The following is a 12,444-nucleotide window of genomic DNA, read 5'->3' on the forward strand; positions in this document are numbered from 1 at the left end:
GGCGGGTGCCGGATCATGGCCCGAGCGCGCCCGGCGACACAAGCGGCATGTGGCGGCCGCGCGCCCTGTCGCAGGCTGTGGTAGCTTCAATGTTTCAAGCCTTTGACGGACCGAGACAAAGCGCAATGGCCCCCCGCCCTTTCCGGACGCCCTCACGCCTATTGGGACCCTGCCTCCTCGCTTTCGTCTTTGGTACCACGGCCGCCCTGGCGGTGGAACTCCATGCCGGCGGCGATATGGAGGCGCGGTGGGACAACACCGTGCGCTACACCGTGGCCAGCCGCGTCGGTCCCCGTATGGGCGCCCTGCTGGACAACCCCAATTGGGATGACGGCGACCGTAACTTCGCGCCTGGGCTGGTCTCCAACCGCGTGGATCTGCTGTCCGCCCTGGATCTCAGCTGGGGGGACTGGGGGCTGCACGCCGGGGCGGCCGCCTGGTACGACACTGTCTACCAGGGCAGCACGGATGAAGCCGGCAACGCCACCGACAACGCCGGCACGGCCGCGCCCGGCCACTTCGCCCCCGCCGTCCGTGACCTGCACGGCCAGCATGCCGAGATGCGGGAGGCCTTCGTCCACGGCGCCTTCACCGTCGCCGGCATGCCCGTGTCGGTGCGGGTGGGGCGGCAGACCCTGCTGTGGGGCGAAAGCCTGTTCTATGATGGCAATTCCATCGCCGCCGCCCAGGCGCCGGCCGATTATACCCGCGCCATCAGCGGCCCCAGCGCCTATGGCAGCGACACCTATCGTCCGGTGGGCCAGGCGGCCGTGACCCTGCAGCCCTGGTCGGACATCGCCCTGTCCCTCTACCACCAGTTCGAATGGCGGCCCACGCGCCAGGCGGGGGACGGCAGCTATTTCAGCTATCTGGATTACCTGGGCGCCGGCGGTGACCGCCTGTATGTCGGTCCCGGGCGCTACCTGGCCCGCCAGGCCGACCGCACGCCCGATGCCGCCGGCCAGTTTGGCGTGGCCTTGCATGCCACCCTCGACGGGGTGGACTACGGCTTCTACGCGCTACGCTACAATGCGCTGGATCCGCAATACGCCACGGGGCCGGACAGCGACGCCACCGCCGCCGGGGCCGCCGGCTATTACCGCCTGGTCTATCCCGGCGGCATCCGCCTCTATGGCGCCAGCTTCAGCACCGCCCTGGGCGACAGCACAGTGACGGGGGAGGTCTCGGGCCGGCACGGCATGCCCCTGATCCTGCCACCGCCGGTCATCGGGGCGCAGGCGCTGTCGCGCTATGCGGCCTACGTTCGGGGCGACGTGGTGCACGGCCAACTGTCCCTGACCACGGCGCTGGGCCGCTCAGCCCTGTGGGACAGCGCCGACGTGAACGCCGAGGCGGTGGTGGACCATGTGGCCGGCCTGGCCCGCCCGGAGAGCGAAGGGCAATGGCAGCAGCCTGCGCTGAAGGCCCGCGTGCTGGTTGAGCCTCACTATTTCCAGGTCCTGCCCAACCTGGACCTGACCGTGCCGCTGGGCCTGGGCTATAACCTGACCGGGCACAGCCTGACCTACTACACCCAGAACGCCGGCGGTGGCGACCTGACCCTGGGCGTGACCGCCACCTATCGTAGCGTGTGGAAGGCCAGCCTGCTGCTGACCCATTACATCGGCGCGCCCAGCCAGCAGTGGCTGGCGGATCGCGATTTCATCGCCTTGGGGCTGGAGCGGACCTTTTAAGAAAGCCCTCAGGCGCCGAGCATCCGCCCGCTTGGATCACGTCATGGTGCGCAGGCGGGTGAGGGATAACGTGTCCGTGGTCGCGCCCTCCAGCAACCGGGCGACCTTGGCCGCCACTTCCTCGATGGCGGCGGCCTGCATGTCCGCCGATCCGCCGGCGATGTGGGGTGTCAGGAAGACGTTGGGCAAGCGGCGCAGGGGATGGCGGGGCGGCAGCGGCTCCGCCTCGTAAGTGTCCAGGCAGGCGAAGATATCGCCGCGCCGCAGCCGGTCCAGCAGGGCCTGGGGCTCGATCAGGCCGCCGCGCGCCACGTTGATCAGCACGGCGCCGGGGCGCAGGCGGTTCAGTTCGGCGGCACCCAGGGTGTGCCGGGTGGCCGGCGTCAGGCCCCGGTGCAGGCTGACGATGTCGGCCGCCAACACCTGGTCCAGGGCGGCGGGATGGGCACCGGTCCGGTGGATGTCCGCCGCCTCCGCGTTCTCGGACCAGGCCAGGACATGCGCGCCGCAGGCCGCCAGCCGCCGGGTGAAGGCCCGGGCGTTGGTGCCCCAGCCGACCAGGCCCACGGTGGCGCCGGCCAGGTCGCGGGACCGGGGCGGGCCACTTGAGGGGGCCAGTCGGGACCCCATCCGCCGCGCCCAGGGCAGCAATCCCATCCGGTGCAACAGGGGTTTCACCCCCCGGGCCAGGGCGCGCAGGCCGGTGGGCGGCCGCGCCACCCCCCAGCCGCCGGCGCGCATCACGGCGTGACCGTGGAAGGCGCGGCGGCGGCCCAGGATGGCTAGGCCCAGCGCGAACTCCGCCACGCTGTCGGCGTGGGCGTCGCTGGCGTTGACCAGGGCCACCCCCCGGGCCAGGAGGTCCTCCGCGCCGAAGCGGGCCACCGACAGCCCGGCGATCCCCACGACCCGCAGGCCGGGCAGGCGGTTTAGCACCTCTGGCGCCAGCGCCGTCGCCCCCCGGCCCAGCAGGGCGGCCACCACGTCCGGCCGGGCCCCGGTGACCTCGTCCGGCGTGGTCAGGCGATAATCGGCCAGCAGGGGCGCCAGCGCCGCCCCCCATTGGCCTACCACCAGGATGGCGCGCCCCGGCGGCGCGCTGGCGGTTGGAGCCACCGCCGACGGGGACGGCACCGGGCCGATATGCCCGCGCTCGATCAAGGCGCATAGGTGCAGGGAGGGCGCCAGGGCGGCCAGGCTGTGCGGCGCCTCCCGCCCCGTGCGGATGGCGTCCAGGAAGGCGTCGTGCTCCAGGGCGAAGCTGGTGTCGCCGCCGGGCAAGGTGGTGCTGACGGACTGTCCGTCCGTCTGCACCGTCAGGCCGCTTTCGGTGACGGTGCAGCTCTCCCCCGCCGCGTGGAAGGCGTACTCCTCCCGCCGGCTGCCGGCGGTATTATTGCAGAGGAAGGCGCCTTGCCGGTTGCCGGGCCAGCGCATCGCGGCGGTGAAGACCTGGCCACTGGCGTATGCCGCCAGATGCTCCGGCAGGCCGCCCATCATCCAGACCAGGGCGTCCAGGGCATGGATGCCGTTGGCGCTCAGCCAGCTGTCGGCGCCGAAGGCGGGGGGCTGGCCCGGCAGGGGCTTGTGGAACACCGCCTCCGCCGACCGCCAGCCGGCCCGGCCGGCGCGGGCCTGGGCAGCGCGCAGGCCGAGGTGGAAGCGGCGGTTGTGTCCACCCACCGCCACCAGGCCCTGTGCGCGGGCCAGGCCCGCCATGTGCAGCGCCTGGGCGGGGCTGGGGGCCACCGGCTTTTCCACGAACAGGTGCTTGCCGCGGCTCAGCGCCCTTATTCCGTATTCGTAATGAAGTTGGGCGCTGGCGTAGATGTGGACGGCGTCGATGTCGTCCCGGGTCAGGGCGGCATCGGCGTCGCCGGTGCAGGCGCCGAAGCCGAAGCGGGCCGCCGCCGCTTCCGCTCGCGCCCGGTCCAGGTCGCACACCAGGGCCAGGTCGACCAGGCCACGGTCACGCAGGCCCGCCAGAATGGGCAGGTGCACATGGGTCGCCATCGGCCCGGCGCCGATGACCAGCAGCTTCAAGGGGAGGGACGGATCACGGGGCATCATGCCTACAGACGGATGCGGCGGCCCGCTTATTCCCCGTTGCGGGAAATATATAGTTGCGGTGCCCGACCCCGGTTTGTGCAAGGAATCCAGGACGTAACTGGGAATTCCTCATCATCATGGACAAGTGTGGCGATGGATCGGGGCTGGTCCGGTCGGCCCGGGATTTCTTCCTGGATTTCTGCGCCCATGCCCAGGGTGATGGGCTGAGGGCCGCCGTGCTGATCCTTCTGGGGGCGGGCGCCGAGGGCGTGGGGCTGGCGCTGCTGGTGCCCCTGCTGGACCTTGTGACGGGCGACGGGCGCCACGGCTGGACGGCGGCGCTGACCGACTGGTTACCTTGGCCCCAGACGGTGGACCGGCAAGCGCGCCTGGTGCCGCTGCTGGCCTGCTTCGCCCTGCTGGTGGGCCTGCGCGCCCTGGTGCTATGGCACCGTGACGTGCTGCTGGCGCGCCTGCGCATCGGCTTCGTGGAACGGCAGCGCACCCGCCTGGTGGCGCGGCTGGTGGCGGCGCCCTGGACCACCCTGTCGGCATTGCCGCACGCCCGGATCAATCACCTGCTCAGCAGCGACATCATCCTGACCGGCGCCTGCGCCCATTTCATGCTGCAGGGTGCCGCCGCCCTGTTCCTGCTGCTGGCGCAGTGGGGCCTGGCCTGCCTGTTCTCCCTGCCGCTGGCGGTCATCACTGGCGTCCTGTTGGCGGGGGCCAGCCTGGCCCTGGCGCCGCAGCTGGCCCGGTCCCGTGAATTGGGGAGGGAGGTGGCGGACGCCAACCTGCACCTGGCCGGCAGCGGCGCGCAGTTCCTGGGCGGCCTGAAGCTGGCCATGAGCCAGAACCTGCAGCAGCGCTTCGCCGATGAGTTCAATGAAACCCTGGCCCGCCTGATGGGCCGGCAGGTGGTCCTGGCGCGGGAGCAGAGCAGGGCGCAGCTGGCCTTCACCACCCTGGCCTCGCTGGCCGGGGCCGCCGCCATCATGGTTGGTGTGTGGGGGCTTGAGGTGCCGCCCTCGGTGCTGATCGTCTTCGTCCTGTTGCTGGCGCGGATGAGCGCGCCGGCCGCGCAGTTGCTTCAGGGCGCCCAGCAGGTCGCCAACTTCCTGCCGTCGTACGAGAAGATCCGGGCGCTGGAGGCGGAGCTGGCGGGTGGCGATCCACCGCCGGCGGAGGCGCGCGCGGCCGCGTGGCCCGGCCCGTGGGACATCCGTTTCGCCGGGGTCAGCTACCGCCATCCCGGCGGCGGCCGGGGCGTCTTCGCCCTGGACCTGACGCTGGCCGCCGGCGGTTTCGTCGGCGTCACCGGGGCGTCGGGGGCGGGTAAGACCACTTTCGCCGATCTGGCCGTGGGCCTGACCGCGCCGGATGCTGGCACCATCACCGTGGGCGGCAGCGTCCTGGCGGGGGCCGTGCGCCGGCGGTGGGCCGCCGCCATCGCCTACGCCCCGCAGGAAACCTTCCTGTTCCACGACAGCATCCGCGCCAACCTGGCGTGGGCCAGCCCCGCCGCGACGGAGGCGGAGATGCGCGAGGCCCTGCACCTGGCTGGCGCCGCCGCCCTGGTGGCGCGGCTGGAACGGGGGCTGGACGCCGTGGTGGGCGAAAAGGGCGGGCTGCTGTCGGGTGGGGAACGTCAGCGCCTGGCGCTGGCCCGGGCGCTTCTGCGCCGGCCCCCCCTGTTGGTGCTGGACGAAAGCACCAGCGCCATCGACATCGCCGGCGAGCGCGCGCTGCTGGATCGCCTGGCCGCCCTGCCGTGGCGCCCCACCATCGTGCTGGTCGCCCACCGGCGGGAAAGCCTGGCGCTGTGCGACCGCGTCCTGGAATTCGCCGACGGCCGCCTGGTGGCCGACCACGCCGTTCAGGCGCCGGCGCAGAGGGTGCGGTAGCCGGCCGCCAGCACGCCCACACGCCGGAGGCTGGCCGCCAGGTCGGGCATCTCGGTTGCCGGTGGGCGGACAGGCCGGGGCAGGGCCGCCAGCGTGGGGACCAGCATGTCCAGGTCCGTCACCACCCGCGCGTGACCGGCCGCCGCCAGATAACCGAAGGGACCGGCGGCATCGGCGCTGAGAAACAGGGCCGGCACGCCGAAGGGTACCGCCTCCGCCGCGACGCCGGACGCCAGCGACACAACCGCGTCCATGTGGCGCAGCAGCGCGGGCAAGGGCAGGCTGGATGCCGGCTCGATGCGCACGGCGGGACCGCGCAGGGCCAGCAGGCGGGCGTAACGCCGGTCGTCGGCCGCGCTGGCGGCCGGATGGCGGCGGATCCACCAGTGCCAGCCGGGCGGGGCGGCCTCAATGCGGTCGGCCAGCGCGTCCCACAGGGCGGCGGGGCCGGTGGTTTGCAGCGCCACCAGGATGTGACGCTCCGCCCCGCCGCCGGCCGCCTGGCGGAAACGGTCGTCCCAGGCCCGGGTGCCTGGGTCGGCGTCATCCAGGAAGGGACCCAGGCGGGGATGGCCGCCGCACAGGGCCGCGTGCCAGCGCCCATCCGCCCAGCCGTTGATGTGGTCCGCGTCCGCCCGCCCCCAGGTCCAGAACAGGGCCGGTAGGGTGGTATACCCCCGATCCGGCACGCCCGCCCAGCCATAGGCCTTGTGCCGCCCGCCCTGCGGGCAGTGCTGCACGTCCACCGACAGAATGCCCCGCCGGCGGCAGGCCAGGGCCAGGGCTGAGCCCGCGCCGGCATACCAGGTGGTGGTGTAGGCCACCCCGGGCTGCGCCCGGTCCAGCACCCGCCCCAGCACATGGGCGGTGGCGCGCAGCACGCCCGCCCGCCGGGCCAGCGGCCCTGGCGCCAGCGACGGGGCCGGCACCCCCTGTCCCGCCAGGAAGGCGGTCGCCGCGCCGTGGTCCGGCAGATCCAGGCGCGCGCGGAACAGCGGCGCCAAGGCGCGGGCGGCCATGGTCAGGGGATCGAGCGCCAACGTGGAACGGCGCCAGGGCGCGCGCCGTCCAGGTTGCAGGTGCAGGCCGCCGGGCAGCAGCGCCAGCAGCGGCTCGCCATAACGGTCCTCCCACACGCCATCGATGCGCTCCACCGACACGCCGTCGCCCAGGAACAGGGATTCCGCCGGGTGGGCGCCCAGGGCGCCTGGCGTCTGGGCCAGGGCCTGCAGCACGCGCCGCGCGCGGGCGGAGCGGCCGGGATCGGTGGTGCCCACGTGCTGGCGATACAGGTCCAGGTACAGGTCCATGCGCGCCAGCGGCCACAGGTGGGCGTCGCCGCAGGTCCAGCGGCTGACGGCGAAGCGGTGCTCGACCTCCGCCACCAGATCCAGATACCGGGCGTGGAACGGGGTGGCCATGGCGGCCTAGTCCACCGCCAGTTCGTCCATGCGGGCCCGCCATGCCGCCTCGATCCTCAGGCGCATCTCATCCCACAGGCTGTGGGACTCGGCGGTGGAACGGGTCCAGGCGCCCTTCAGCCGGTCGGTCTCGTTGAAGCGGTGGATCTTGCGCCGCGCCTCGAACCCCTCCAGCGCGCGGCCGGCGGCACCGTTCAGTAGCCATTCGCCCGCCCGCTTCAGGCCGGTGGCGTACGGGCGGCTGTCCAGGCTCTCGCCTGGGGCGCCCGCCGCGTTGGGCAGCCACTCGGCCGTCCAGGCGTTGGCCGCGCGCACGGCCTCATACACATCGGGACCGTACAGCGGGATCATCTGGCACAGCTCCTGCGCGTCGTAGAGGCTGCGGCGGGCCAGCGGCAGGGCGGCCATGGACAGGAAGGTGTTGGGGCAGAACAGGCCCCGGCCCAACCGGGCGTCCATCAGCGCGATCAGGCGGCACAGGGCCCGCGTGCGCCACATCGTCCCGGCGTCCGTCACCAGCAGGAAGTCAACGTCGCCGTCGGGCGGGAAATTGCCGGCGGCCAGGGAGCCGGTCATCGCCACCATGCGCACATTGGGCAGGCTGGCCAGGAAGCGGGCGTAGCGGCGGGCGCGGGGCCACTGCCGGCGCGACAGCTCCCGCCGCGCGCGGCGGGTGGCGAACAGCTCCGCCCGGCCGGGCAAGGCGTAGTGGGTGCCGTCCGTCACCAGCCGCCGCGCCAGGGGGGCGCCGGACAGCGCGTGCAGCACGTCGCCCGGCGTGCACCGCACCCCATGTAGATAGCGATGGATTTCCGGGACCGTGACCGGAAAGCGGAAGACATCGCGATAGGCGACCGTGGAATAGATCGCCGTTTCCAATGCGTTCATCGCGCGGGGGCTGGTCATGAAATTCCTATCGCCTTGACAATAAAGACGTTCCAGTGTTTCGATATTTATTTTAAATGGCGCGTTGTTTATTTTTAATTCTACGCCTATAGTCAGTCATCTATTCTTGATTTCCGGTGGATCATGGCCGTCAGGCACAAGGTCGTTCTCTACAATCCCGCCGCGGTCTTCCACACCATGCCGCTGGGCCTGCTGGCCATTGGTTCCAACCTTGATCCCGCGCGCTATGAGGTGCGCATCATCGACGCGCGGATCGAGGCCGATCCCCAGGGTGCCGTGCTGCGGGCGGTGGACGGGGCCTTGTGCTTCGGCGTCACCATGCTGACGGGCCGTCCCCTGGGCGACGCGCTGGCCACGCTGCGCGCGGTAAAGCGGGCGCATCCGGGTCTCACCACCGTGGCCGGCGGCTGGCACCCTTCCCTGTTCCCGGTGGAGACGCTGGCGGAGCCCAGCATCGACATCACCGTGGCGGGGCAGGGGGAACGCACCTTCGCCGACATCGTGGAACGGCTGGCCGCCGGGGCCCGGGTGGCGGATATCCCCGGCATCGCCCATCGCGATGGCGACCGGGTGGTGCGCACCAGGCCGCGCCCCCTGGAAAGCCTGGACGCCTTCGCCCCGCCCAACTTCGACCTGATCCCGGTGGAACGGTATTTCGAGTTCAAGGGCCGGCGGCAGCTGGACTACATCGGCTCCATCGGCTGCAATTTCCGCTGCGCCTTCTGCGCCGACCCCTTCGTCTACGGCCGCGATTGGAAGGCCACGTCGGCGGCCCGCATGGGGGCGGAGATCGAGGCGCTGTGGCGTCGCTACCGCTTCACCGACCTGAACTTCCAGGACGAGACCTACTTCACCCACCGCCACCGCGTGGCCGACATCTGCGAGGAATTCCTGCGCCGGGGCCTGGACTTCACCTGGGCCGGCACCATGCGCGCCGACCAGGGCGTGCGCCTGCCGGAAGAGATCTGGCGGCTGTGCGTCCGTTCCGGCCTGCGTCGTGTGCTGGTGGGGGTGGAAACCGGCTCGCACGAGATGATGAGGCGCATCCGGAAGGACACCACCATCGACGCCATCCTGGAGACGGCGGCCAAATGCCGGCAGCATGACATCGCCGTCATCTTCTCCTTCATCGTCGGCTTTCCGGAGGAGACGGAGGAACAGGTCGAGGCCACGCTGGGCCTGATCAAGACCCTGCGGGCCATGAGCCCCCGGTTTGAGACGCCCCTGTTCTATTACAAGCCCTATCCTGGCTCCGCCCTGGCCGCCGCCGTGGCGGACCAGACGCCGCGCACCTTGGACGACTGGGCGCGGTTCGACTATGTGGCGGGTGCGGCCGGCACCTGGGTGCCACCACATCTTTACCGCCGGATCGAGCGGTTCAAGTTCTACAACAAATATGCGGCCGGCCCGGTCGCGACCGGGCGGGGCGCTGGTCGACTGCTGCGCCGGGTGGCGCGCTGGCGCATTGACCATGACGTTTACGCCGCCCCGGTGGAGAAGTTCCTGGTCCAGCATCTGCGCCCCGAGCCCTCCTTATCCTGAGGCCTGTTCGGCGTCGGCCAGCGGGCTGGCCGGGGCGGACAGCGCCACCGGGCGGGGGCGCAGGGCCATTTCCCAGGCGCGCTCGAACCCGGCGGGCGACAGCGCGCTGCGGACGAAGGCCGCCCCCTTGCGCGCGGCATCCGCCCAAAGCGGGGCATAGGCCTCCGGCTGGGTGAGATAGGGGGCCCACTGGTCCTCCGCCACCGTCAGGGGATATCCGGGCGCGCGCAATCCCTCCATGGCCGTGCGGTTGCCCAGAACGGGGCAGCCCCAGGCCCAGGCCTCGGCCACCTTGGTCTTGATGCCGCCGGCCACCAGCGCCGGCACCAGGGCGATGCTGCCCGGCCGGTAGACCTGGGGCCAGGGTCGTCGGCATAGCCGTGCCAGTGCACGCCCGGCACGGTGACCAGCGGGCGGGGTCTGACGGCCATGAATGTGCAGCGGTGTGGCGGGCCTCAGCCGCCGCCACAGGTCCAGCAGGAAATCGATGGCGGTGCGGTTCTGCAGTTGCCGGTCGCTGCCGATGAAGACGAAGCGCAGGGCGGGCGCCTCGCGCCACGGTTCCGCCCGCAGGGGCACGCCGGGCGGGATGGCCCGGACCACCGGCGGCCCCTTGCGCGACAGGGTATCGGCCGGCGCCCGCTGGCACAGCATCTGCCGCTCCACCGGTGACAGCAGCACCGTGGCGCTGGAGGCCAGCATCACCTCCCGCTCCGCCGCCGGCAGGGTCATGGCCTCGTACGCCGTGACCAGGCGGGCCAGCGGCCCCTCGGCAAGGCGGCGCAGCCAGGGGGGGAAGTGGGGTCCGGCATGGCCGGTCAGCAGCGGCAGGCGGTGGTGGCGCAGGTAGATCATGCGCCGCGACATCAGGTCGTCGAAGTCGGTCACCACGTGCAGGTCGGGCAGGGCGCGGCGCAGGGTCCGCAGCAGGGTCTGGCAGCGCACGGTGTCCAGGTAAACGGCGTCGAACACCCCGGCGGCGATGCGCGCCGTGACGCGTGCCGCCTCATCCGGCGCGGCGTAGAGCAGGCATTGCAGCGGCATGGGCCGCCCCGCCGCCAGGCTGGCCGCCCAGGCGGCGGCCGCACCCAGCCGCGCCCCCATCCCGCCGTCCAGCACCGGCCGCAGGGGGATCACCTCCACCGTGTGGCGGCGGCGCAGGGCCGCCAGGATGTGCCCCATGATGGGCGTGCGGCCGTTGCGCTGCGCCAGGTCGCGGGTGGTCACGAAGGCGATGCGCAAAGAGGGTCCGGGGGTCGTGTCCATGAGGCCGCCTGGGGAAGGGTGCGCCGATCGCACCTTTCCTCAAGACGGATGGCGCCCGCCCTCTATTCCCCAGCGGGTGGCGATTGCCGGTGGGGCAGGTGGTTCATGGCGCAACACAGGGCCAGCGGGATCCACAGGCCCGCGTCGACGAAGGTGTCCTGGTTCAGGAAGCTGAAGCCCAGCGCGGCGGCGCTGACCAGGCGGAAATAGTGGTGGAAGGCGTCGTGCGGACGGCCCCGGAACAACTGCCGCCAGAAGAAGACGGCGAACAGGACGAAGCCCACCAGCCCGGTTTCCGACAGCAGGCGCAGGAACAGGTTCTTGGCGTTGCCTTTTTCCGGGGAATTGGGATCCAGCCAGCCGATGCCCTCCTTGGCGCCCTGGGTGAACAGCTGGGTGGCGAAGGCCCAGTCCGGCGCGTACTGGCCGAAAAATCGGTAGTTGTTGCCCAGCGAGACGCCGAAGGCCGGGTGGTCCAGCCAGGTCAGGCCGGCGGCCTCCGCCGCGGCGAAGCGGCCCGCCAGGGCCAGGGCGTCGGTGACCCCGGTGGCCAGATCGCCGCCGGCCGCGCCGCTGAGGTCGGCGGATTGGGTCAGGTAGGCCACCGGCCCCATGACATAGGTGGCGCCCGCCCCGGCGCCCAGGCCGCTCATGGCCACCACGGCCCCGCCGCTGGCCAGCAGCACGCCCAGGAAGGCGGCCGCCGCCAGGATGCGGCCGCGCAGCGCCGCCAGGAAGACGCCAAGCCCCAGCATGGCCACGATGCAGGCCAACCCGAAGCGGGAACCGGAGAACAGCAGGCCGGCGACGGCGACGGCGAAGCCGCCGGCCAGGCGCAGGGCGTGACCGGGCAGGGCCGGCAAACCCACCCCCTCCTGCCGGGCCATGGCGCGGGCGATCAGGGCCGGGATCAGCAGGACGATGATCTGGGTCGCCAGCCACGACGGCTCGAACGTCAGGCCCTGGGCCCGGTTCACCAGCCCGTCATAGCGCACGGCGGCCAGGTCGGTGACGGCCTGGACCAGGCGCAGCAGCTCACCGTGCTGGGCCATGGCCACCACTTGCACCCCGGCGAAGGCGATGGACACACCCATGGCCAGGGACAGGGTGCGCAGGGTCAGGCGGATGTCGGCGGCCGTCCGGATCTGCAACCGCGCCACGACGTAGAAGGCCAGGCCTACACCCCAGGTCAGCAGGGCGCGGATGAGGCTGTCCAGCGGCGTCTGCCCCTTGAAGGCATCGGGTGGCAGCACCGTCACCACCATCAGGCCGCCGACCACCAGATAGAGGGTGAACAGGGCCAGCGCCATGAAGCCGTCGGCCGCCAGCCGGGGCCGCTGGCCCCGCACCAGGAAGCGATAGGCGGCGATGCCCAGCAGCAGGACGGCGGGCACGATGGCCAACGGCCGGGCCAGGGTGCCGTTGCCGAAGGGCAGCAGCGGCGTGGCCGACACCGGCACGCACAGCAGCAGCGCCCGCCACAGCCGCCGCTTCACGGTCGGCAGGGGATCGGCGGCGCTCATGACGGCGCCAGCGCCGGCCCGCGCACGGTCAGGGGCCCGCAGCGGAGGAGATAGAGCAGGCCCATGCCGGCCCGCAGGGCCCCGGCGCCAGGGAGGCGACGCAGGCGCCGGTGACGCCGAACCGCCAGGTCAGCCA

At 72.1% G+C, this 12,444-nt stretch carries 8 protein-coding genes; 3 read left to right on the forward strand and 5 right to left on the reverse strand.

All coding sequences use genetic code 11. The features are described from left to right. The first annotated feature begins 161 nt into the window (after positions 1-161). The gene (locus I55_RS22070) at positions 162-1,694 is read left to right on the forward strand and encodes a DUF1302 domain-containing protein (protein ID WP_044562750.1); all 1,533 of its coding nucleotides are present in this window, start codon (positions 162-164) and stop codon (positions 1,692-1,694) included. Between the two features lie 36 nt (positions 1,695-1,730). Here the strand turns inward: I55_RS22070 and I55_RS33380 are convergent, their stop codons facing one another. Next, a complete protein-coding gene (locus I55_RS33380) occupies positions 1,731-3,737 on the reverse strand; it encodes an NAD(P)-dependent oxidoreductase (protein ID WP_049974385.1) in 2,007 nt (668 codons plus the stop codon). Between the two features lie 143 nt (positions 3,738-3,880). Here I55_RS33380 and I55_RS22080 point away from each other — a divergent pair, with 143 nt between their 5' ends. Next, positions 3,881-5,650, forward strand: coding sequence for an ABC transporter ATP-binding protein (locus I55_RS22080; RefSeq protein ID WP_044562751.1), 1,770 nt, complete (start codon positions 3,881-3,883; stop codon positions 5,648-5,650). Here I55_RS22080 and I55_RS22085 read toward each other — a convergent pair. Beyond that, the gene (locus tag I55_RS22085; RefSeq protein WP_044562752.1) at positions 5,623-7,071 is read right to left on the reverse strand and encodes a hypothetical protein; all 1,449 of its coding nucleotides are present in this window, start codon (positions 7,069-7,071) and stop codon (positions 5,623-5,625) included. The genes I55_RS22080 and I55_RS22085 overlap by 28 nt on opposite strands. Positions 7,072-7,077: 6 nt before the next feature. Beyond that, positions 7,078-7,977, reverse strand: coding sequence for a nucleotidyltransferase domain-containing protein (locus I55_RS22090; protein ID WP_148293894.1), 900 nt, complete (start codon positions 7,975-7,977; stop codon positions 7,078-7,080). A gap of 123 nt (positions 7,978-8,100) precedes the next feature. Here I55_RS22090 and I55_RS22095 point away from each other — a divergent pair, with 123 nt between their 5' ends. Further along, complete coding sequence (locus tag I55_RS22095) at positions 8,101-9,519, forward strand: B12-binding domain-containing radical SAM protein (protein ID WP_044562754.1); 1,419 nt, start codon at positions 8,101-8,103, stop codon at positions 9,517-9,519. Here I55_RS22095 and I55_RS22100 read toward each other — a convergent pair. Together I55_RS22100 and I55_RS22105 are read right to left on the reverse strand one after the other, a co-directional pair. Next, positions 9,511-10,785, reverse strand: a complete 1,275-nt coding sequence (locus I55_RS22100) for a glycosyltransferase (protein WP_148293895.1) — start codon at positions 10,783-10,785, stop codon at positions 9,511-9,513. The genes I55_RS22095 and I55_RS22100 overlap by 9 nt on opposite strands. Before the next feature lie 62 nt (positions 10,786-10,847). Then, positions 10,848-12,308 carry an O-antigen ligase family protein gene (locus I55_RS22105; RefSeq protein WP_044562756.1) on the reverse strand — a complete coding sequence of 487 codons (1,461 nt, stop codon included), beginning with the start codon at positions 12,306-12,308 and terminating at the stop codon, positions 10,848-10,850. Positions 12,309-12,444: the final 136 nt, after the last annotated feature.

The sequence above is a fragment of the Azospirillum sp. B4 genome (genome assembly GCF_000333275.1).
Lineage (GTDB): Bacteria > Pseudomonadota > Alphaproteobacteria > Azospirillales > Azospirillaceae > Nitrospirillum.